This window comes from Micromonospora sp. NPDC000121 (assembly GCF_042899165.1).
Classification (GTDB): Bacteria; Actinomycetota; Actinomycetes; order Mycobacteriales; family Micromonosporaceae; genus Micromonospora.
The window spans coordinates 173115-195370 of the sequence record NZ_JBIAZP010000012.1 but is presented as its reverse complement, the minus strand read 5'-3'; the positions used below and the strand labels follow the sequence as shown (position 1 = coordinate 195370).

20 protein-coding genes and 1 pseudogene are annotated in these 22256 nt (G+C 69.2%); 19 read left to right on the top strand and 2 right to left on the bottom strand.

What is annotated here, in order from left to right:
- The first annotated feature begins 268 nt into the window (after positions 1 to 268).
- Positions 269 to 955 (top strand): hypothetical protein, encoded by a 687-nt coding sequence (locus tag ACFY23_RS27805; RefSeq protein ID WP_350681222.1) that lies wholly within the window; start codon positions 269 to 271, stop codon positions 953 to 955.
- A 216-nt stretch (positions 956 to 1171) separates the two neighbouring features.
- Here ACFY23_RS27805 and coaD read toward each other — a convergent pair whose 3' ends face one another.
- The gene (gene coaD, locus ACFY23_RS27800; protein ID WP_350681224.1) at positions 1172 to 1609 is read right to left on the bottom strand and encodes a pantetheine-phosphate adenylyltransferase; all 438 of its coding nucleotides are present in this window, start codon (positions 1607 to 1609) and stop codon (positions 1172 to 1174) included.
- 157 nt (positions 1610 to 1766) lie between these two features.
- Between coaD and ACFY23_RS27795 the strand changes: the two are divergent.
- From ACFY23_RS27795 to ACFY23_RS27710, 18 genes and pseudogenes are all read left to right on the top strand, one after another.
- A pseudogene (locus tag ACFY23_RS27795) lies at positions 1767 to 1916 on the top strand (NADH-quinone oxidoreductase subunit N); the annotation flags it as partial.
- Positions 1917 to 2116: 200 nt separating this feature from the next.
- Positions 2117 to 3070 (top strand): hypothetical protein, encoded by a 954-nt coding sequence (locus ACFY23_RS27790; RefSeq protein WP_350819325.1) that lies wholly within the window; start codon positions 2117 to 2119, stop codon positions 3068 to 3070.
- Positions 2995 to 3513, top strand: coding sequence for a MarR family transcriptional regulator (locus tag ACFY23_RS27785; protein ID WP_350682257.1), 519 nt, complete (start codon positions 2995 to 2997; stop codon positions 3511 to 3513). Before ACFY23_RS27790 ends, ACFY23_RS27785 begins: the two co-directional genes overlap by 76 nt.
- Positions 3514 to 3629: 116 nt before the next feature.
- Positions 3630 to 3944: a hypothetical protein gene (locus ACFY23_RS27780; RefSeq protein WP_350682255.1), complete on the top strand. Its 315-nt coding sequence runs from the start codon at positions 3630 to 3632 to the stop codon at positions 3942 to 3944.
- A gap of 23 nt (positions 3945 to 3967) precedes the next feature.
- Complete coding sequence (locus ACFY23_RS27775; RefSeq protein ID WP_350682253.1) at positions 3968 to 4126, top strand: hypothetical protein; 159 nt, start codon at positions 3968 to 3970, stop codon at positions 4124 to 4126.
- 551 nt (positions 4127 to 4677) lie between these two features.
- Positions 4678 to 5322: a C39 family peptidase gene (locus tag ACFY23_RS27770; protein WP_350682251.1), complete on the top strand. Its 645-nt coding sequence runs from the start codon at positions 4678 to 4680 to the stop codon at positions 5320 to 5322.
- 415 nt (positions 5323 to 5737) lie between these two features.
- Positions 5738 to 7864 (top strand): HAMP domain-containing protein, encoded by a 2127-nt coding sequence (locus tag ACFY23_RS27765; protein ID WP_350682249.1) that lies wholly within the window; start codon positions 5738 to 5740, stop codon positions 7862 to 7864.
- Position 7865: 1 nt separating this feature from the next.
- Positions 7866 to 9104 (top strand): poly-gamma-glutamate synthase PgsB, encoded by a 1239-nt coding sequence (gene pgsB / locus ACFY23_RS27760; RefSeq protein ID WP_350682248.1) that lies wholly within the window; start codon positions 7866 to 7868, stop codon positions 9102 to 9104.
- Positions 9104 to 9589: a poly-gamma-glutamate biosynthesis protein PgsC/CapC gene (locus ACFY23_RS27755; RefSeq protein ID WP_350682246.1), complete on the top strand. Its 486-nt coding sequence runs from the start codon at positions 9104 to 9106 to the stop codon at positions 9587 to 9589. Before pgsB ends, ACFY23_RS27755 begins: the two co-directional genes overlap by 1 nt.
- Positions 9590 to 9628: 39 nt before the next feature.
- Positions 9629 to 10681: an NlpC/P60 family protein gene (locus tag ACFY23_RS27750; protein WP_350682244.1), complete on the top strand. Its 1053-nt coding sequence runs from the start codon at positions 9629 to 9631 to the stop codon at positions 10679 to 10681.
- Positions 10682 to 11189: 508 nt separating this feature from the next.
- Positions 11190 to 13079, top strand: coding sequence for a gamma-glutamyltransferase (locus ACFY23_RS27745; RefSeq protein WP_350682242.1), 1890 nt, complete (start codon positions 11190 to 11192; stop codon positions 13077 to 13079).
- A 138-nt stretch (positions 13080 to 13217) separates the two neighbouring features.
- Positions 13218 to 14387 (top strand): CapA family protein, encoded by a 1170-nt coding sequence (locus ACFY23_RS27740; protein ID WP_350682240.1) that lies wholly within the window; start codon positions 13218 to 13220, stop codon positions 14385 to 14387.
- 498 nt (positions 14388 to 14885) lie between these two features.
- On the top strand, positions 14886 to 16439 hold the full coding sequence (locus tag ACFY23_RS27735) for an ABC transporter substrate-binding protein (protein WP_350682238.1): 1554 nt from the start codon (positions 14886 to 14888) through the stop codon (positions 16437 to 16439).
- A gap of 10 nt (positions 16440 to 16449) precedes the next feature.
- On the top strand, positions 16450 to 17400 hold the full coding sequence (locus ACFY23_RS27730) for an ABC transporter permease (protein WP_350682236.1): 951 nt from the start codon (positions 16450 to 16452) through the stop codon (positions 17398 to 17400).
- Entirely contained in the window at positions 17397 to 18296 is a 900-nt protein-coding gene (locus ACFY23_RS27725; RefSeq protein WP_350682234.1) for an ABC transporter permease, read from the top strand. Before ACFY23_RS27730 ends, ACFY23_RS27725 begins: the two co-directional genes overlap by 4 nt.
- A complete protein-coding gene (locus ACFY23_RS27720; protein WP_350682232.1) occupies positions 18293 to 19099 on the top strand; it encodes an ABC transporter ATP-binding protein in 807 nt (268 codons plus the stop codon). The genes ACFY23_RS27725 and ACFY23_RS27720 overlap by 4 nt, the downstream gene beginning before the upstream one ends.
- Entirely contained in the window at positions 19096 to 19875 is a 780-nt protein-coding gene (locus ACFY23_RS27715) for an ATP-binding cassette domain-containing protein (protein WP_350682230.1), read from the top strand. Before ACFY23_RS27720 ends, ACFY23_RS27715 begins: the two co-directional genes overlap by 4 nt.
- Positions 19872 to 20666, top strand: a complete 795-nt coding sequence (locus ACFY23_RS27710) for a DUF1684 domain-containing protein (protein WP_350682228.1) — start codon at positions 19872 to 19874, stop codon at positions 20664 to 20666. Before ACFY23_RS27715 ends, ACFY23_RS27710 begins: the two co-directional genes overlap by 4 nt.
- Positions 20667 to 20710: 44 nt before the next feature.
- On the opposite strand, the gene ACFY23_RS27705 is transcribed toward ACFY23_RS27710, so the two are convergent.
- Complete coding sequence (locus tag ACFY23_RS27705) at positions 20711 to 22219, bottom strand: AfsR/SARP family transcriptional regulator (protein WP_350682261.1); 1509 nt, start codon at positions 22217 to 22219, stop codon at positions 20711 to 20713.
- Positions 22220 to 22256: the final 37 nt, after the last annotated feature.

Here is a 22256-nt window from a genome sequence, read left to right as displayed (position 1 = left end):
GCCGGCGAGCACGTGATCGCCGCGGCCCGCGCCTTCTACTCCCGGGCAATCGCCGACGGCCTGATCGACGTCTCGGCCAGTCCCGCCCACCGCGTCGCCAAAACCCGCCGCCTCCCCAGCACACGCCGCGCCCTGACCCCACACGAGTTGGAGGCGATCAATGCGGTGGCGCGCACCAGCGGCAATGACGTCATCCTCGACGCCCTCCTGCTACGCCTGCACACCGAGACCGCCTGCCGGCGCGGCGGCGCTCTCGCCCTACGCCTCGTTGACCTGGACCAACGGGCTCGTGCGCCTGACCGAGAAGAACGGCGGCGTACGGTGGCAGCCGATCACCCTCGACCTCGCCGAACACCTCTACGAGCACGCCAACACACGCGGTGCTGGGCAGCCCACCGGCCGGCTGCTGCGCTACCGCAATGGCCGGCCCATAAGCAGCCGCCGCTACGACCACCTATGGAAACGCATCGGCGAGCGCCTGCCCTGGGTCGCCGCCCAGGGCATCTCCACCCACTGGCTGCGGCACACCACCCTCAGCTGGGTGGAACGGCACTTCGGCTACGGGGTAGCCCGCGCCTACGCCGGCCACACCGACAGCCCAGGGTCCTTCACCACCACCTACATCAAAGCCGATCTCAACGACGTGGCCGTCGCGCTGTCGGCGATGACCGGGCAGCCGCACCCACTCGCGGTGGCCGGCGAGACCTCCGTCGCCCCGGTGACGCGTATACCTGGTTTGTCGCGGGAGCGCGGTGGCGATGTCGCCGAGTGCCGTCACCAGGCTCGCGATTTCTGTTCCGCTCATCCGGCGTGGGCTGTTGCCTGCGATCGCGCGAAGATCTGCTTCGGCGCGGGCGCGTTCGGTCTGGGTTTGGTGTCTGCTGCCAGCGACGTTGAACTTCTTGCCACCACACCTGGTTCAGGTGGGTTTTGCCACTACAGACGGTCCTCCTGATGATCGAGTTTGGAGTGGACGCCGACCGTTGACCCGTCACGTCTACGCGGTGGCGTTGGCTCGGCCTGCGGTGGCGGAACCTGGCCGGCCCACGACCCGGACGCGTCACCAGCCAAGAAATCCGCGATCATCTTCACAAGGATCTCGGCCTGGAACGTCTCCTGCTCAACGGTCCGTGGCTGTATCCGCGTCAGACGCGCGCCCGTCCTGAACCCATCAGGCTCGCAGAGCCCGCACGGCGGTGGACGACATCGTTGCCAACTCCGACCGGGCAGGCAAGAGCAACGTCGTTATGCCCAGCACTTCATTCATCGCGGCGAGTTCGTACTCGCGCATGCAGTCGGTCGCGTTCCTGACCCCGCGGATGATCACGCTGCACCCATTCCGCCGGCAGTAATCCACGGTCAGCCCGTGCCAGGGGGTCACCGCGACGTTCTCCCAGCCTGCCGGAAGCAAACCCCGGATCTCCCTCGCCCGCGCAGTAGTCGGCTGGGCCGGCCGCTTGCCGTCGTTGACGGCAACGAGGACGGTGACGTGATCAAACATGCGGCGTGACCGGTCAACGACATCAAAATGACCCGGCGTGAAGGGATCGAACGTCCCTGGATAAACCGCTCGGGCCGACACGAGACCGCCATCAGACGCATGAGGCACCGAGCCAGAATAGGCCAGCGCCGAACCCGAACGCGCCTCACGCCGAACCTCGTTTTGTGATCTGGTACCAACCTTGGCCTGGCGCCGGCACCACGTGTCGCGCCGTACCGTGCGGGCGGCGTTGCCCTCGGCCGTCCGCCGCGCAAGCCTCCAGTTCGGGGCCGGCAACCTGGCGCCGCCGTCGCTGCTGGTCTACCTCACCGGTTGCACGGCCAGCGACATCGCCGCCTTCGCCGTCACCGCCGCCCTGTCGGACCGCCGGGACCTCGCCGACTACCAAGGCATGGCGCTCCTTGGACTGGTCGGCGCCACTGGTCGTGTTCAACCTCGCCGACCAGGTCCGGGAGACCACCCAGCAGACCCTGCACGAACTTTTGAAACGTCGGCCCGACTCGTTCGGCCCCTGATCCGGCGCGGCTTCCCTGGGCGTCCCGCGCCGCGGGACCATCCGGTCGACATCGATCAGATACGATATGCCGACCGGTCGGTGACAAGGGGGAGTGACGTATGGGTCGTCGACGGAGGATCACCTGGCGGTTTCTCGCCGCCGTGCTGCTGGCGCTGACCATGGGAGCGGTCGTCCTGCCGGCGCCCGCGCAGGCGGTGGACTACCCCGGCGGGCGGCGCATCTACAGCGTCGCGCTCGGGGCCATCCCCGCCGCCGGCGCGCCCGCCACAGGTCCGGTCTGGGTCCGGCTGGCGACCTACTACTTCTTCGGCAACGGCACGGTGACCGAGAGCTTCTGGTACTGGGACCGGGCCACCGCCATCGGGGCTGCCGGCACGGGTGTCCGGACGACCGGCTGCACCGGCCACGACTGCGAGGTGCGGACGTCCGCCGGGTTCCAGCCCGGTGGCGTCGTGAAGTCCCTGAGCGGCACGTACACCAACTCCGGTGACAGCATCACCATCACCTGGAGCGGGAGCGTCCAGGAGACCTGGCGGGTCAGCGAGCCTGCCAGCGACCTGGCCCGGCTCGACTTCGTCAGCTCCAACTACGGGGTCACCGTCGGCTGGGGCTTCGGCAGTTCCGCCTCGAACGACGCGTACACGCCGGTCAGCAACATCCCGCTGACCCAGTACACCGGCCGGTACGCCGGCTACAGCGGAAGCACCGGTGCTGCCGGTCCCAGCGGCATGGACCTCCGGTCGTTCGCCCGATGCAACGGGAACTGCCTGAGCTGGCTCAGCCCCCCGACCGCCACCTGTTCGTCCTGCCCGAATGGCGCGACCTCCGCCCCGATCCGCTACTACCTCGCGGGAGCGGGTCGGCGGAACTTCTACGAGCACTGGTGCACCTGCCTGACGTCGAGCACCTGCTACACCGGTGGTTCGCACCGCAAGCCGCAGCTCCAAGTGATCGGCGACACTGGGACGTTCCACGGGTGGGTGGGCGTGGAGGCGTCCAACTCCACGGCGAACACCGGCTACTTCGCGGTGCACTTCCACGTGAACGTCTGACTGGCCGGGGGCACCGCCCGGCTCAGGTCAGGGTGCGCAGGTCCAGGGTCTGCCAGGCGGTCACTCGTACGCCCGGCGTGGACACCAGAGCACGTAGCCCCGCAGAACCCCAGCCCCACGCCGTCGGCCACCGCCACGGAGCCGACGAACTGGACCAGCGCCGCCGCGAACTCGGCGGGGTCGCCGCCCCGCACGCCCTCGCCCGCGGCGGTCCGGCCGCCGCCAGCGCACCGGTCCAGCGGGTTGGCCTCACGCCCGGAACCCTCTCCCGCATGATCGACCGGCTCGACGCCGCGGGCTGCATGAAACGCACCCCCGACCCAGCAGACCGCCGCATCCTCATCGAGCCCACCGCACTCCTACGCTTCATCGAGGCGGCCAGCCGCAGCGCCACCAGCGAGGTCGACAGACTCCAGTCCGGCCAACGTGACCACCAGTCGTAACCAGAACCAACAACCGCGCAGCAGGTGCGGCAGATCGCCACCATCGCGTGACCGAGCGGGAGGCTGGCGAGTTGAGCCACGGATGACCCCTGGTCGGCCCACGGACGGTGAGGTGCATGGACGACGGAGAACGCGAGCAGGCACTACTCACCGCCCTGACCACCGAGCATTTCGTGCTACAGACCTCGCGCAGCGCGACCGTCACCGAGTCGGTGGGCCGGGCGACGATCTTCCTGTCCCTGCTCTCCGCCGCGCTGATCGGGCTCGGTTTCGTTGCCAGCAACGCCCCGCTCGTCCGGCCGTACCTCGGCGCGGTGCTGCCGACGCTGGTGATCACCGGACTGCTCACATTCCTGCGGCTGGTGCAGAACATGGTGGAAAACGAGCTGGATCTCGCACGGATCCAGCGCATCCGGGCGTACTACCGCTGACCACGGCGGCGATGGTGGGCGCGGTGAACGCGCTGCTGCTGGGGCTCGCGGTCACGCTGCTGGCCGGGCTCGCGGCGCTGTCGTCCGGGTTCGCGATCGGCGTCGGCACCGTGTTGACTCTGCTGGCTTTCGCCGCCCAGATCGCCTACGTCAACCGCGCATCAATCTCCCAGCCCGGGTAGGGGCTACCCGGACTGTGGCATCGTCCGACCCCACGACCGCTGACGACTTCACGGCCACCAGCCGGGTCCACTGCGGAATCCGAATGGACGAGCCAGCGAACAATGAACCCCTAAGCACTGCCTTGCCAGCGGTTGACAGCCCTTGTCGGCGTCACTCGTGCCCGCCTTGCGCCCGATGAGGTCACGTCCATGCTGGCGGTGTAGGAGACGGCCACCGTCGGACCCGGTCTGATGGTAGGCGGCGATCGGGGTCGGGTCGGGCTGGTGGGTGTCGTGTCGGTGCGATGGTCGGCAGGGGCCGGACAGAACGTGTGCGACCTGGGACCGAATTCGGGAAACTGCCTCCGATTCCGCTACTCGCAGGGTAGGTTCCCCGGTTTCTCTGGCCAGCCTGCGGGTAACCGCGACCGCGACAGCCCGCGAAGGCGATTGAGAGCCCGGGAAGCCGGGAGCTCGGAGACGCCCGTTCACCCGCGTGAGTTGGGCGATCTCTTCCCGCCGTGCCTGCGCCTCAGAACTCTGACGGGGCGCCAACCGATGGGAGCTTCATGATGAACTCAATGCGCCGTACGAGGATTCTGTCCCTGGCTGGTCTCGTCATCGCCGGTGGCGCCGTCGCCGGCCCGGCCACCGCCGCTCAGGCCAACCCGGCTGACAGCGCGCAGGTGTCCGCCGTGCAGCCGGCGCCCCCGGAGGGCGAGCGAGTCCTGGAGTTCGACTACCAGACCCAACGCACGTCCTACTACTGTGCCCCGGCCGCGACGCGCATCGCCCTGTCGACGCAGGACAAGACGGTCAGTCAGAACGAGGTGGCCCAGAAGCTCGGTACCACCAAGGCCGGCACCGGTTCGGCCGAGGACACCACCCGGGTCCTCAATGAGCTGACCGGTGGCGGCTACGAGACGACCGAGATCAGCACCACCACCGCCAATCCCCAGCAAACTGACAAGTTTCGCACCGACGTCGTCGAGGCGATCGACACCCAGCAGGGTGTGGTAGCGAACACGCTGGGCACGGCAGTCGACACCGAGGGTGAACAGCACTCGTTCCCGGGCGGACACTACGTGAGCATCGTCGGGTACCGCGACGGTGGACAGACTCTCAAGGTCGTAGACCCGTACGACCCGGAGAAGCACTACTGGATGCGCAGCGAGAAGGTGGCCGACTGGGTCGCACAGCGCGGCTATTCCAGCTGACGCTGACCGGCGACAGCACGCTGGCCGGCTCCGGGGTGCGGGGCCGGCCAGCGTGTATCTCCGGCTCGGGGGCAGCGAGTCGATCCCGTAACACGTCGCGCTGGACGGGCCTCGCGAGAGCGGCTGCGCTGGATTCATCCGGGCGGGGTGAAGTCGGATCACCCAGCCACATTCCAAGATCGAGACAACCGTGCACTCGAGTGCGCTCGGAAGGGATTGGGTGGCCATGACGCGAAACGGCGGAGGGGACCACGCTGCGCCCAACCGTCCCGGCGACCGGAAGGGGTTCCAGGGACGCGCTCCGGTGGTGGGAGCGCGGGAAGCGGGCGCGGCGCGGCAGGGTCATGTCGTCGAATGGCGGCGACGGGCGCTGACGCAACAGCTGCCAGCTGCCGGATTTCCGGCCGGGTCCGGTGTGCCGTCGCTCGTGTACCTGTGGGCGGCCATGTTCCTGGCGGCCGCCATCATCCTCGGATTCGCGATCAACCACGAGCGCGGCGTGCCGCCGGCGATCGTCGACTCGCAGCGGGACAACGTGTCGAAGGTCGCCACCAGCACACGTATGACCATTCAACACTCGGTGGAGGACCTGGACGAGCGGGTCGCCGGACGGGCCCCGGGGACGCCGGACGCCGAGCTGCTCAAACAGGTCGTCGGAGACGGGGCGACCTGGAGCGGTGCGGTGATCATGGAGAACGCCACCCGCCGTCCGATAGCGAAGCAGGGCCCCGAACTGCCCATGGAGCTGCTGCCACCGACGTTGCCCGCAAACGTCTTCCCGATCAGCACGCCGGAGGGGCCGGTCCTGGTCCGCAGCATCGGGCTGGACAGCACCCGGACGCTGCTGGCGATCCAGCCGTTGACCGTGGACGAGCTGCGGCTGAATCCGGAGGCGCGACAGGGAGTCTTCGCCCTCACACCGGACGGCAAGAGCACCCTCGTGCAGGGGGTCAGCGCGGTTGACGCCGTCCACCATCCGACGGTCTTCCAGGGGCTGGCCGGCTCCGACTCCAGCGAGGGCCACCCGATCCGGGTGACCGAGTGGAAGGGCCGGCAGCTGGTGGTGTCCTCGTCGCCGGTGGGCAACACCGGGGTGACCCTGGCAACCCTGATCGTCGCCGAGGAGACGGGTGGGACGTCCGCCTCCCGCGGTATCTTCATCGGTCTGACGCTGCTGGCGGCGGCCGTGCCCAGCTTCCTGCTGATGCGGGCCTCTCTGGTCCGCCCCGTGCGATCGCTGCTAGAGCAGGCCAAGGCCAACGCCTGCGGGGAGGCCTGCAACAAGCGTCGACCGCTGCGCGTGGCGGAGGCGCATCGCATTGCGCGGGCGTTGGCCTCGACCTCGGCCAACGCCTCGACTCCCACCGCCGCCCGGCGGTGGTGGCGGTGGCGGTGGCGTCCGACCGTCACTCAGGGCCTGGTCCTCGCGACCGTGCTGGCGCTGGTCTGGCCTGCGGCGGCCGTGGCCGCCACGCTCCGCGCCCCCGAGTCGTCGATCCCGGCTCAGCTCGTCCGGGACGAGGAGAGCCGGGCCGAGGCGGCGAGCAACCTGATGGGCAAGGCGCTGAACAACGGCCTGCAGACGGTGCTGCGCGTCTCCCAGGCAGCCGAGGCGGGCGACCCCGCCCAGATGACTCCTCTGCTCAAGAATGAGCTGGCCGACAAGCAACGGTTCCGAAGTCTCTACCTGCTCGACCCCAACGGCTCCGTCATGAGCTCGGCAGGACGCGAGCCGCTCCGGAACGAGCCGCTGCGGGGTGAGTCGGGCATCGACCTGGACGACAACACCTCCCGTGTCCCGGTGGTGTACGCGTTCAGGGTGGGCGCCAACGGCGTCGCCGCCGTCGGCGAGTACAGCATCGACTACCTGCTGGAGATGCTCCGCGAGGTGGACGGGCAGGCCCGGATCGTCGACGAGAACCTGAGAACGGTCTTCGACTCCGATGGGTTCCGCGCCTTCGAGGAGCTGCGGGGAAGTGCGCGCGGAGCCGCGGCTGAGGCTCTCAAGGGCGGCACGGTCGGGCGGGCGACGGCCCCCGACGGCACGCCGACCCTGATCGCGGCCGCGGGTCTGAGCAAGCCCCATACCGTCACGCCCCTGAAGTGGTCCCTGGTGGTGGAGCAGGACCTCAACGGACTCCGCCTGCCGGCGAGCGACGGTCGACGATGGACGTTGCTGGTCGCCAGCCTGACGGCGGGTGCGGTGCTGCTCACCGCGGTGTGGCAGTACTACGTCTTCGCGCGGCCGCTGCGGCGGCTGGCCGGGGAGGCCGACAAGATCAGCAGCGGCGCGGCCGACGTGCCGATCCCGCCCCAGCGGCACGACGACGTCGGTGCCCTCGCCATGTGCCTGGAGGTCTGCCGTCAGGCCCGTCACGCAGGGGCCAGCCGACTGGGTGGTGGGAGCCGACTGCGCGGCAGCGAGGAGAACCCGACGGCCGTGCTGCCTGCGGCACCGGGCGGAGCTGCGACCGATCAGGCCGCGGCGAAGCGCGGCGGCAGGATCTACCGCTCCGGCGCCAACCGAGATGAAAGGGGTTGACGTGGGATATCTCTACATCGTCTATGTTCTCTGCTGCGCCGCTCTGCTGGTCGCGGGCGTGCGGGAACAGCGCAACCACTTTCGTAACCTGCGCAAGATCCCGGACCGGGTGCTCGTCAACGGCATCCGGGGGAAGAGTTCGATCACCCGGCTCTGCGCCGGGGCGCTGCGGGGAGGCGGCCGGGTCGTGGTGGCGAAGACCACGGGCACCGCCGCCCGGTTCATCTTCCCCGACGCCAGCGAGGAGCCGGTCTACCGCAAGTTCGGCATCCCGAACGTGGTGGAGCAGATCGGCATCGTGCGGCGAGGTGCGGCGTACCATCCGGACGCGCTGGTCATGGAGTGCATGGCGGTCATGCCGGCACTGCAGGAGTGCAACCAGAGCAAGCTGATCCAGTCGAACATCGGGGTGCTCTGCAACGTACGCGAGGACCATCTCACCGAGATGGGTCCCACGCTGGACGATGTCGCCCGCTCCCTGAGCCGGTCGATGCCCGACGGTGGCGTCTGCATCACCGCGGAACGGGACCGGCTGACGATTCTGCAGGAGGAGGCGGACCGGCGTAACTGTCGGCTCATCCCGGTCGACCCGGATTCGGTCACCGACAAGGAGATGGACGGCTTCGGCTGGATCACGTTCAAGGAGAACGTGGCCATCGCGCTCGCGGTGGCCGAGCAGTTGGGTGTCGACCGGCACAGCGCGCTCAAGGGCATGTGGGAGGCGCCGCCGGACCCCGGTGCGCTGTCGGTGGCGCGGGTGCTGCAGGGCGACAAGCGGCTCCGTTTCGCCAACATCTTCGCCGCGAACGACCCGGAGTCCACGCTGATGAACATCAAGCAGCTCGAGGAGCAGCACCTCATCACCCGTCCGTTGACCATGGTCATCAACTGCCGACCGGACCGGATCGAACGGAACGGCCAGATGGGCGAGCTGACCGCGCGGGTGCAACCGGAGCGCCTCGTCCTGATCGGCGAGCCGACCAAGAGTGCACGATCCACCGTGCCGGCGGACCTTCAGGACCGGGTCGTCGACCTGGGGGGCAAGCTCTCCTCCGAACAACTGCTGGAAGGCGTGACGGCGGCGGCGTCGGACGACTCGTCGATCGTCGCGGTCGGGAACATCCACGGGCAGGGCGAGGTGCTGCTCCACGAGCTGGCGACCCTGCCCAGTTGGACGTGCGAGGACGGGGCCGAGGGCGGCTCGATGCTTCGTACGCCGACCGGAGAAAGGATCCGATGATGAATTTCGGCGGGGAACTCAGCGCACAGCTGGCCACGGCGAGCCTCGGCATCGGGTTGGTGTTCGCGCTGCTGTGCTACCTGACCACCAACCTCTCACCCGGCGGAATGATCACACCCGGGTGGATCGCGCTGACGTTGATCGAGGACCAGCTCCAGGCGCTGATCATCGCGGGGATGACGGTGTTGACGTATGTGCTCACCCTGCTGATGCAACGGGTGGTCATCCTCTACGGCAAGCGGCTGTTCGCGGCGATCGTGCTGCTCAGCGTACTGCTGCAGCTGACCCTCTTCGTGATCGTCCAGCGGGACCTTCCGCTGCTGTTCGCCCACCAGACCCTGGGGTTCGTCATCCCCGGTCTGATCGCGTACCAGCTGGTGCGTCAGCCGCCGAAGCCCACGATCCTGGCGACCGTCGTCGTCACCGCAATCACCTTCGGAGTCGCGTACAGCGGCGTCGTCGCCGGTTTTGTGCCAGTCACCTGACCAACCACGCGGACCGAGTCGCGAAAGGAGATCACGGGCATGATCAACAGGGCGTACCTTCGCAGACCGACCGTCCTGCTGACCATGGTGGGGTTCACCCTGCTGATCGTGGCGAGCACGGTCGCCTACGTCGTACTCCGACCGTCGCCGGGCGACCAGCCGGTGCTGACCCTGGGCGGAGCGCAGGCGGCCGACGACACGGCACTCGGTGCGTCGGGTTACACCTACCAGCGCTCGACCTCACCGGATCGGACCGAGATCATCGACTCCTCTGGAGAACCGGTCGCGATCATGACCGACGGTGCCCGGACGGTGCAGATGTACGGGCCGCCGCGGACCTTCGAGGAGCCTGAGAACACCGCTTCCAAGATCGAGTCCGAGTTCTGGGTGCGGTTGGCGCCGCAGCCCTACTACGCCGGCGCGGAGAAGGAGAAGTGGTTCACCGACTGGCTCTCGGCCGCCCGCCACGACCGCTCTCCGGATGTGTTGGCGATCGCGATGGAGTACATCCAAGGCGCCCCGGTCAAGAAGGACAACCAGGGACAGCAGTACTCGGGTGACGCCTCGTTCGGGCCGTTGGACCCGCTGGACCCGGATGGCCGGGCAGAGAAGTCCGACTTCTACGACTACCTGGGGCTGCCCTGGACGTTCCTGGACGGGAAGACTGTGGTGGCGGAGCCGGCGCGCCTGCTCGCGCTGGACTGCTCGGGATACCTGCGGATGGTCTACGGTCACCGGCTCGGCTATCCGCTGCGCGGCACGAACACGCCCGGTGATGGTCTGCCGCGGCGTGCCTACGCGATGGCCGAGGTCGGCCCCGGGGTTCAACTGATGCCCAACTCCGGCCAGCGGGCGCGCGGTCTTGACCGCCTGCTCCCCGGCGACCTGCTGTTCTTCAACGCGGGCCCGATCGTCGACGGCCACATCGAGCATTCAGGCATCTATCTCGGCATCGACGACAGCGGCCACCACCGGTTCATCTCCAGCCGGGCGGTGGCGGACGGGCCGACCCTGGGCGACACCGGCGGCGAATCCATCCTGGACGGCGCCGGCTACTGGGCGGAGCGCTGGCGCACCGCCCGCCGGATCTGACCGATGCCCGTCCGTCGTCACCCGACCGACAGGTGCGGCGAATTCTGATACGGAAGGAAGAAACGTCGGCTGGGCTCACCGCCCGGCCGACGTCTCGTCTGCCGTGAGGCGCTCAGCGTCCTGCGGCGGTGTCCTCCCTGCGGTGTCCGCCGCGGTCTTTCCTGCCCGTACAGGGCTGGACGTGTCACACCGCCGAGAAGGTGACGGGGCGCCCGTTGGGCTCAGCCGACCGAGGAGTGGGCGACCGGCGCGTCTGAGCAGACAGAGCGGGCTCTCCGGATCTCACCTACGACACTTCCGTCTCGGCAGCCACCACTTCTCGCGATGCCCTGCGCCGTCGCGCAGCCTCCAAGCATGATGCTGATGTCAACTCCTGCCTCGGCGCCGATGAGCCGACGAGTTGCGCACGCCCTGAAACTGATTTGCTAACCGCCCAGACCGAGCCGTTGGCCCGACAGCGGCTACAACAGGGAGGGGTCTGATGCGTAGGCGGTCGAAAGATGGTCGTATGTCGGCGCGCAGGGTGCGCTATGTGATTCCCGCCTTGGTGGTGCTCGGTGTGCTGGCACTGATGACAGTGCCCCAGGACCAAAGTACGGTTGCGGCGCCTGCCGATTCGTGCACAGTTCCTCCGAGGAGTAAAGCCGGTCGCGAAGAAGATGCTCTCGCCAAGAAGTTCATGGTTGCGGCTGCCCATCCTCTCGCGGTCGAGGCCGGTTGCCGGATTCTCGCCAAGGGCGGCAGGGCCGCGGATGCGGCGGTAGCCGTCCAGGCCGTCCTCGCTGTCGTGGAGCCACATGCCTCCGGGCTGGCTGGCGGCACGCTCATCAACCATTGGGATGCTGACAAGCGCGACATCCGGTTCTTCGACGGCTACGCCAGAGCGCCGAAGACGGTGACCGAGAATCTCCGGACGCCCACCGAGGAGGAGCGCAAGCAGCTGAAGACGGATCGCTTCCCCAACGCGGCCTCGGCCACGGGACGGTCAGTCGGCGTTCCGGGCACGCTGGCAGTGCTGGCGGACGCGCATGGGGTGTACGGGAAACTCCCGTGGAATCAGCTCTTCGACGACGCCATCCGGTTGGCCCAGGATGGTTTCCCCATGCCCCCTAACCTCCACGACGGTTTCCAGGAGCGCTTCAACGGACGGAAGCGCTGCAACTACCCGGACCTGCGCCCCCGGTACTGCGACGGCGACGAGCCGAAGCCGGTGGGGACGACGATCTACAACCGGGAGATCGCGGAAGTGCTGCGGGAGGTTCGGGACCGGGGTGCGGAGGCGTTCTACGATCCGAACGGCAATATCGCCCCGGCTATCGCCCAACACGCGGCCAAGGGCCCGATCAAGCTCAAAGGGAACACCGCCGGGCCGGTCGTGATTCCCAGCCTCATGACGCCGCAGGATTTCGCCGAGTACGAACCGGTGGAGCGCACCGAGGTGTGCCGGAAAAGGTTCAGCGTGACCGTCTGCACCTCGCCCCCGCCAGCCTTCGGAGGAGTGGCCCTCCTGCAGATGCTCGGGTTTCTGGAACGCGGCCAGGTGGGGACCCTGGAACCCGATTCGAACGACCGCATTCATCTCCTGATCGAAGCCAGTCGCCTGGCGAACCTGGACCGCCGCGCCTACGTCGGTGACCCGGACTACCACGGCGTGCCCGTGGAGGGGCTTCTCCAGGGCCCGTACCTGGACCAGCGCTTCTCCCTCTTCTCCAAGGACCGGGCGATCCACCCGATCCAACCAGGCGACCCTGAGGGAGTTGTCCCACCCGCACCTGCTCCGTCCGACCAGCCGGAAACGGTGGATGTCGGCGATCCGACCAGCAACGTGAGCATCGTCGACGCCGACGGCAACGCCGTGTCCATGACCACGACGAACAACAGCCACTTCGGGTCGCACCTTGAGGCCCGGGGGATGATCCTCAACAACGCGATGAACAATTTCACGGACACGGCATCCGTCTCGCCTGGCAAGCCGGTGAACGTCCTGGAGTCGAAGAAGCGGCCCACGGCCTCGATGGCACCCACCATCGTGCTGGACAGTGAGGGGAAGGCACTCAGGCTCGTGGTGGGAGCTGCGGGAGGCTCGCACATCCCTGACTATGTGGCCCAGACCGTGGTAGGAGTGATCGTCGACGGCATGGGCCCGGCCCAGGCGATCAACCAGGGCCATTTCAGCGGGCAGGACATCACCCGCAGGTGCGACGGGGAACGCGATGCGCCCTCGGAGATCGAAGCCGGTAGGCGGGTCTCCACGCGCCTGCCCATGCTTGTGACACGGGAGCACCCCTGCCCGCGCGCCATCGCACTGGACAGCGGCCTCACCGCGATCGAGGTTCAAGGGGAAGGGCTTCGCGGAGCGGCGGACCCGCGTCGGGACGGCGCCGCCGCCGGGGGGTAGGGCCTCAGAATCGGACGGTGGCCGCCGAGGTTTGGGGAGCATCGGCGCTGTCGTCGTCGGCCGGCTGATCGACAAGAGCGAGTCACGTCGGCGAATGCTTGCGCGATGTCATCCGCCGGTAGGAAGGGGGAGCCTGGGGTGCGTGTATTCGCCGTCCGCGTCGTGCTCGTCACCACGCTGGTAGCTGCCCCGACCGAGGCGAGGGTGCTGCCCGCTGACGACCTTCCCGAGCGTCTGTCTGCCCAGACCGTCGCGGCTTCGGCGCCCGGGGAAAGCGACTCGCCGCGCCACGTCAGCATCCTGGGCTCGGGGGACATCCTGGTGCACCCGCCGACCTGGCGGCAGGCACGCGCTGAGGCCGAGACGGCGGGTCGCTCCGGCTACGACTTCAACCCGATCTTCGCTTCGATCCGACCCGCCATCGAGTCCGCGGACCTGGCGATCTGTCACATGGAGGCCCCGATGGGGCCCGGCGAGCCCAAGGATTTTCCGCGATTCAGGGCCCCCGTCGACCTGGCCACAGCGGTCAAGACCGCTGGCTACGACACCTGCTCCACCGCCAGCAACCACGCCTTCGACCAGGGCGAGCAAGGCGTGTACGACAACCTCGACGCCCTCGACGCTGCTGGTCTGCGCCACACCGGCACCTTCCGCAGCGCCGCCGATCATGGCACCCCGACGATCTACCACGTCAAGGGGGTCACCATCGGTCACTTGTCCTCGGCGATGAACTTCAACGGGCTGGAACCGCCGCCCGGCAAGCCTTGGCTGGCGAACCGAATCGACGTCCCCGCGATCCGCGCCGCCGCGGAGGCCACCCGCAAAGCCGGGGCAGAGATCATCGTGCTCTCCGCCCACTGGGGCACCGAGAAGATGCACACGCCGGACGGCGAGCAGCTGTCCTGGGCCAAGCAGCTCATCGCCGACCCGAACATCGACCTGATCATCGGCCACCACTCCCACGTCGTACAACCCTTCGAGCGGGTCGGCGACGAGTGGATCGCCTACGGCGTCGGAAACACCCTCGCCCGCCACGACTTCCCGAACGATGCCAACCGGGAAGGGGTCCTCGCCAAGTTCACCTTCACCCAGCAGCCCAACCAGCGGTGGGTCGTGACCCGGGCCGAGGCCATCCCCATCTGGCTCTCCCTCAAACCGACCATCCGCGTCCTCGACCTGGCCCGCAGCCTCGAACGCATGCCCGCCGTCGACCGCCGCCGCGCCCCCTACACCGCGGCCCAGGACCGAATCACCGGCTACCTCAACGGCCGAGGGGCGATCGCCACCGGCCTCCACGTGCGGCGTTGACAAGGCGCTGCCGGGGCGGGGGCGGATGCCGGCTTGGCCCTCCACAGCAGCCCCGAAACCAGCATCGATGCGGTGAGCCCGACCCACGACCATGGCGGTCGTCCTGCTCGTCCTTCCACGACTCCTACGAGGGGTACGCGGGCAGCGAGGAACACCGCCATCCCCGATTCGGGTTCGTGCTGGATCAGCGTTGCGAACAGGACTCGGGTCTGTGGCAGAGGACACGACCGCCGGCTTGCCGCCCCAACTGCGTGATCATGTACTGTGACCTGCGTGAACACTGCGCCGTCGTTGGACCGGACCCCGCTCGCGGTCCGTGTCGTCGCCGCGCGCCGTATCTGCTGTTGTTGACGGGCTGACACTCCGGCCCGCGCCCGTGGCTGCCGCGCCACGCTGCCCGCGCGCCGTCATCAACGTCTGATCTTCCCCCGTTCATGAACCTCAATCACCGCGTCGCGCGCTCGCGCGACGCCGGTTCCGTCTGCCTGGAGTACGGCCATGACCACTCACCGTAGGCCCTCGTTTGGCCTGCCCTTCGCACGCCGGTTGCGCCCGCTCGGCGCGCTCGCGGCCACCACCACCCTCGCGGTGCTGCTCGCCGCCTGCGGCTCGTCGACGAGCCCGGGGTCGACGGGTGCCGCCGACCCCGACGCGACGATCACGGTCGGCTCGCTGACCGAGCCGACGACCCTCAACACGATCAAGGGCGGCAACACCGGCCACGCCCAGGTGCTGCTGCGCAACGTCGTCGAGGGGCTCACCGTGCTCACCGACGAGGGCAAGGTCGAGCCGCTGCTGGCCAAGTCGTGGGACGTGTCGCCGGACGGCACGGCATACACGTTCCACCTGCAGCCCGGCGTGACCTTCTCCGACGGCACCCCGCTCAAGGCCAGCGACGTGGTGGTCGCGCTCAAGCGGGTGACGTCCGACGAGTCGACCAGCGCCCGTAAGAAGGACCTCTCGGTCATGAAGACGATCGAGGCGCCGGACGACGGCACCGTCAAGGTCACCCTGTCGACGCGGTCGCAGTCGTTCCTGTTCTACCTCACCAGCACCGGCGCGGCTGTCACCAAGCCCGGCGCCGGCAACCCGGAGACGACGGTGATCGGCACCGGCCCGTACACCGTGACCTCCTGGAAGCAGGGCGATTCCATCACGCTGACCCGCAACGACGGGTACTGGGGCACGAAGGCCAGCAACAAGCAGGTGGTCTACCGCTTCTTCAAGGACGCCACCGCCGAGAACAACGCGCTGCTCGCCGGCCAACTCGACCTGGTGACCCAGGTGTCCTCGCCGGATGTGCTCCCCCAGTTCGAGAACCAGCCGCAGTTCTCCATCGTGGAAGGCACGTCGACGACGAAGGAACTGTTCAACTTCAACGACGCCATCGCCCCGTTCAACAATCCCGACGTACGGCACGCCATCCGGCAGGCCATCGACCGCAAGGCGCTGCTGACGGCGGTGTGGGCCGACCGGGGCCAGGTCATCGGCTCGATGGTGCCGCCCACGGACCCCTGGTACGAGGACCTGACCAGCATCGACGACCACAACGTGGCCGGCGCCAAGCAACTGCTGGCCAAGGCCGGGTACGCGAACGGCCTGTCCTTCACCGTCGACTACGTACCGTCGGACGCGGTCAACATCATCGCGCAGGGGCTGAAGAGCCAGCTCGCCCAGGCCGGTATCACCATCACGCTGAACCCCGTTGACGACGCGACCTGGACCGACAAGGTCTACAAGAACCACAACTTCCAGGCCACCATCATGACCCACGTCAACCAGCGTGACCTGGTCTGGTACGGCGACCCGACGTTCTACTGGCAGTACGACAACCCGCAGGTGCAGCAGTGGGTCAAGGACTCCGAGACCGCCGCGACGCCCGAGGAGCAGACCGCCCTGCTGAAGAAGGTGGCACGGCAGATCTCCGAGGACGCGGCGAGCGCCTGGCTGTTCCTCGACCCCGCCATCAAGGTCGCCAGCACCTCGGTCAGCGGCTACCAGAAGAACAACACCACGGACAGCTTCTATGTCGCGCCGATCACCAAACGCTAGGCGATAAGCGATGCTCAGCTACCTCATCCGTCGGGTCGCCTGGCTGATCGGTTCGCTCTTCGTCGCGGGCTCGGCGGTGTTCTTCCTGCTCCGAGTCCTGCCGGGCGACCCGGCCGTCACGCTGCTGGCGGTCGGGTCCTCCCCGGACCAGATCGATGCGATCCGGCACCAGCTCGGTACCGACCGGCCTGTGCTGGCGCAGTACGGCCACTGGTTGGGCGACCTGTTGACCGGGAACCTCGGGGACAGCCTGTTCACCCAGATGCCGGTGCTCGATCAGATCGCCGGCCGGCTCCCGGTCACCGTACCGCTGGCGCTGAGCGCGTTCGTGCTGTCGATCATCGTGGCCGTACCGATCGGGGTGTTCGCGGCGGTACGGCGGCGGGGCCTGCTCGGGGTGGCGGTGTCGACACTGGCGCAGTTGGGGATCGCGCTGCCCATCTTCTGGGTCGGGATCATGGTGGTCTGGCTGGTCGCGGTGCAGTGGCGGGCGCTGCCGCCGGGCGGGTTTCCCCGCACCGGCTGGCAGGATCCGCAAGCCGCGGTCCAGTCACTGGTCCTGCCGGTGGCGACGCTGACGATCGCGCAGGGGTCGGTGCTGGTGCGCTACGTACGCTCGGCGACGCTCGACGTGCTGAGCCAGGAATACGTGCGCACCGCCCGCTCCCTCGGGTACAGCCTCCCGCGGGCGCTGTGGCGGCACGGACCACGCAACGGTGCCGCAACCGTGGTCCAGATCCTGGGCATCCTGCTGGCCAGCTCACTGCTGGGCACCGTGGTCATCGAGAGCGTCTTCGCCCTGCCCGGCCTGGGCTCGCTGCTGCTGGCCAGCGTGAAGGCCCGCGATCTGCCGATCGTGCAGGGCACGGTCTTCCTCATGACGGCGACCGTGCTGGTGATGGGGCTCGTCGTGGACGTCGTGCAGCGGCTGGTCGATCCGAGACTGAGAGCACGGACATGAGCACACCTCTGGTCGAAGCGGTCGAAACGATCGATGCGCTCGACACCCCCGCCCGGCGACGCCGAGGCTGGCGCTCGCCGTCGTTCGTGGTCGGCGCGGCGCTGCTGCTGGCGGTCCTCGCCCTGGCGCTGGTGTCGCTGGTCTGGTCCCCGTACGGGCTGGACCACACCGACCCGGCGGCCCGGCTGGCAGGCCCGTCCGCACAGCACTGGGCGGGCACCGATCGCCTGGGCCGTGACCAGTTCACCCAGCTGATGCTCGGCGCGCGTACCGCGGTGTGGATCGGGCTGGCCTCGGTCGCGGTGGCGTTCGTCATCGGCATCCCGTTGGGCCTGCTCGCGGCGGTCGCCGGCCGGTTCGTCGAGAACGCCGTCGTCGGAGTGATCGACATCGTGATCGCCTTCCCGACCCTGCTGCTGGCGATGCTGCTGGTCACCGTGTACGGCGCGTCGACCGCAGTCGCGATCAGCGCGATCGGGATCGGCGTCTCCGCCGAGGTGGCCCGGCTGACCCGGATCTCGGCGAGCCGGGTGTTCACCCAGGACTACGTCCTCGCGGCGCGTACCTGTGGCACCGGGCCGCTGATGGTCCTGGTCCGGCACGTCCTGCCGAACATCTGGCACACCCTGCTGGTGCAGGCCACCCTCGCCTTCGGCGTCGCGGTCATCGCCGAGGCGTCGCTGTCGTACCTGGGGCTCGGCACTCCGCCGCCCGCGCCGTCGTGGGGCCGCATGCTCCAGGAGGCGCAGTCGACGGTGAGCGTGGCCCCGTGGAACGTCCTGCTGCCCGGCCTCGCAGTCGCCGTCACGGTCGTCGGGGTCAACCTGCTCGGTGACGGACTGCGGGAAGTCCTCGACCCGCAGCTACGGCAGGAAAGGCAGGCAGCGGACCGATGACCGTCCTGGAGACCACCGGGCTGACCATCACGCTCGACGGGCAGCCGCTCGTTCGCGACGTCTCGTTCGGCCTCGCCGCCCGCGACCGGGTCGGCCTCATCGGCGAATCCGGCTCGGGCAAGTCGCTGACCGCGCTGGCGCTGCTGGGACTGCTACCGCCGGGCATGCGCACGAGCGGCCGCATCCTCATCGACGGCGAGGACCACCTCGGCGCCCCGGACCGGCAGTGGCGTCGGGTCCGCGGTCGCACCGTCAGCATCGTGTTTCAGGAGCCCCTGACCGCCCTGGACCCGCTGATGCCGGTCGGCCGCCAGATCGCCGGTCCGCTGCGCCTGCACCAGGGCCTCAACCGCAGCGACGCCGAGCGCCACGCGATCGAGTGGTGCGACCGGGTGCACCTGCCTGACCCGGCCCGGCTGGCACGGGCCCTGCCGCACGAACTCTCCGGCGGCCAACGACAGCGGGTGGCCCTGGCGATGGCCCTCGCCTGCCGACCCCGGGTGCTCATCGCCGACGAGCCGACGACCGCGCTGGACGTGACCGTGCAGGCGCAGATCCTCACCCTGCTCGACGAAATGATCGAGGAGACCGGGGTGGGGCTGCTGTTCATCAGCCACGACCTGCCGGTCGTCGCCGGGCTGGCCCGCCATCTCCTGGTCATGCGCACGGGCCGGTTGGTCGAATCCGGCCCGGTCGACGACGTGCTGCGCCGGCCCCGCTCCGGCTACGCCCGGCAGCTCGTCGCGAGCGCCGCCAGGGTGACCCGGCTGGCCCGCCCCAGCGTGCGCGGGGAGGACCGATGAGCGACCCGATTCTCAGCGGGCACCAGCTCACCCGATGGTTCCCGGGCCGCACCCACCCGGCGCTCGACGGGGTGGACGTCACCGTGCGGCCGGGGACCAGCCTCGGGATCGTCGGCGAGTCGGGCGCCGGGAAGTCGACCCTGCTGCGGCAGCTGCTCGGCGTGGACCGCCCCACCTCGGGCGAGATCCGCTTCGCCGGCCAGCCTCTCGACCGGGTTCGACACCGCGCGTTCCGCCGGCAGGTCCAGATCGTCTTCCAGGACCCCCGGTCGTCGCTGAACCCCCGCATGTCGGTCGCGTCGATCGTCGCCGAGCCGCTGCGCTCGCTGCGCATCGGTGCGGACCGGGCGGCCCGCGCCGAGCGCGTCGCCGAGGTGCTCACCGCGGTGGGGCTGCGCCCGGAAGACGGACGGCGCTACCCGCACGAGTTCTCCGGCGGCCAGCGCCAGCGCATCGCCATCGCGCGGGCGCTCGCACCGGCCCCGCGGATCCTGCTCGCCGACGAGCCCGTCAGCGCCCTCGACGTCTCGGTCCGGCTGCAGATCATCGACCTGCTCAAGGATCTCGTCGACCGGCTCGGGCTCACGCTGGTGCTGGTCTCGCATGACCTGGCGATCGTCAGCCAGTTGTGCCAGGAGGTGCTCGTCATGCGCCACGGCCGCGTCGTCGAGCGCGGCCCGACCGCGGACGTGCTGACCAACCCCGCCGACGAGTACACCCGTGCCCTGCTGGCAGCCATCCCGCAACTGCCGCTCGACCTGCTGGAGGAATCGTGACCTTTGTCGATCAGTGGCGGACCTGGCACGCCGAACGTGAGGCGGCCGTGTCGGCGCCGGGCGGGGACCTCACGCTGACCGGCACCCACTGGCTGGTGGGGGACACCCAGATCGACGGGATACCCGGTACCTGGTGTACCGACGGAACCGACGTACGGGTGTCCGGCGCCGAGGGCCTGCTCGTCGACGGCGTACCGATTGCTGAGGGCGTGCTGCGCCCCGACCAGCGGCTCATGGTGGGCGACGTCGAGCTGAAGATCATTCGACGCGGCGGCGACCTGGCGGTACGGACGTACGACCCGCACGCGGCGGCGGTGCGCCGCTTCGCCGGCATCGACGCCTACGCCCCCGACCCCGCCTGGGTGGTGACCGCCGAGTTCACCCCGGCCGACGCCGACCAGACGGCGCGCACCGCGCACAGCCGCTCCGACCGGCTGGTGGACTACCCGGTCGTCGGCACGTTCACCTTCGCCGTCGACGGCCAGCACGCCGAGTTGGTCGCGCTGTACACCGGCCACGAGGGTGAAGCGCACATTACGTTCCGGGACGCCACCAGCGGACAGGAGAGCTACGGCGCGGCCCGGTTTCTGTTTCTGCCCCTGCCGGCGACGGCGGGCCCGGTGACGCTGGACTTCAACCGCGTCACCCTGCCGCCGTGTGCGTTCTCCGATGCGTTCATCTGCCCGCTGCCGCCCCCGGGGAACGTGCTGCCGTTCGCCGTCCGGGCCGGCGAGAAGGCAGTGCTTGATCAGCCAGCCGGTCAGGCGCCCCTGTCGATATCTGTCGATTGACCTCGACGACCTGGACGCCCCCGCCGCACAGGAGCACCGACCTCCTACCCCGTTCCGGGCAACAGGGTGAGGGGCCGTTTTCCTCTGGTCGTCGAGGGTGGTGGGGAGGAGCGAGCTCCAGCCATTTCGGCGGCGAAGTCGCGGACCAGCGCTGGTAGCCGATAAACGCCCCGCCGGTCCCTGTGCAGCAGATGCGCGTCGACCAGGTCCTCGAGGGCTTTGTGGACCCGCTGGCTGGTGACACCGAGCTGTGTGGCGGCTTGGTCCACCTCCGCCGGGGCCTCGGGACAAGCGCCGAGCAGCTCGAGGAGCAGGCCGGCCACCTCGTCCTCGGTGCGGACCACCGCGACACCGGCCGCGAGGCTCGCTCGCACCGACAGGTCCTCGTACGCCAGCAGGTCCAGTCGACCCTGGCGGTCAGCGAGCTGGCTCACCAGGGCTGCCACGGTTGTTCCCGGATACCGCGCGAGCCTCGAACCGGCGATCCGCAGCGCGAGTAGCGATCCCGCGCAGAGCCGGACCAGCTCGGCGCTCGCGGCGGGATCAGCATCCAGCCGTTCTGCTCCGGCAAGCGCGGCCAGCAGCTCGCGAGCCGGGGCCGCATCCAGCGGCGGGAGCGGAGTCCGCCGTACCCCTTCCAGGCTGCCCAGGTGCCGTTGGCCGACGACAATCAGGGCCGGACCGGGTCCGGCGGGCAGTAGCGGCCGCACCTGGGCCGCCCGGGTGAGCCCGTCGACGACCACCAGCAGGCGGCGTCCGGCGGAGAGGGAGCGGAACCAGCCGGCGCATTCGTCCGCGCTGCGCGGCACGTCGCCTGATGCAACGCCCAGCGCACGCAGCAGTCGCGCGAGCACCTCGTCCGGCGTGATGGAGGTCCGGTACTCCAGGTCTACGAAGACCTGGCCGTCGGGGAAGTGGGGGACCGCCCTGTGGGCGGCGCGTACGGCGAGCGCCGTCTTGCCGCTACCGCCGGGGCCGGTGATGACTATGGCGGCCGGGGTGGCTCTGTTCAGCGCCGAGACCACGTTCGCGGTCTCCATGGCGCGGCCGACGAAGGTGACCAGGTCCGCCGGCAGCTCCCGGGGCACAGTCCAGCCCATGGAGCCGGTGAGCGTCGACTCGGCCGCTGGCGCCGACGCCGCGGTGATCGGGGCGGGTCGCGGTTGGTACGAGACTTCGGGTGCTCGGTCCAGAATCGCCCGGTGCAGGTCGGCCAGCTGCTCACCGGGCTCCATGCCGAGCTGCTCGTCCATCCTGGTGCGGGCGTCCCGATAGGCATCCAGCGCGGCCGGCACGTCACCGCAGCGGTAGAGCGCGAGCATCAATTGTCCCCACGCCCGCTCCCGCAGCGGGTGAGAGGCCAGATGTTCGCGCAGCTCGGGAAGCACCTCGCCGTGTTTCCCCGCTGCCAACCGCGCCTCGGTCAACTCCTCGAAGACGTTGAGTCGCTGCTCTTCCAGGCTCGCCCAGCGACTGTCGAGCGCCGTGTGGCGCGGCAGTCCATCGCCTGCCGTCCCGCGCCACCCATCGGACCGTGGAGCAGGTCCTACCAGATACTACGGCGAGGTGGTGGTCGCGGACCGCGCTGGC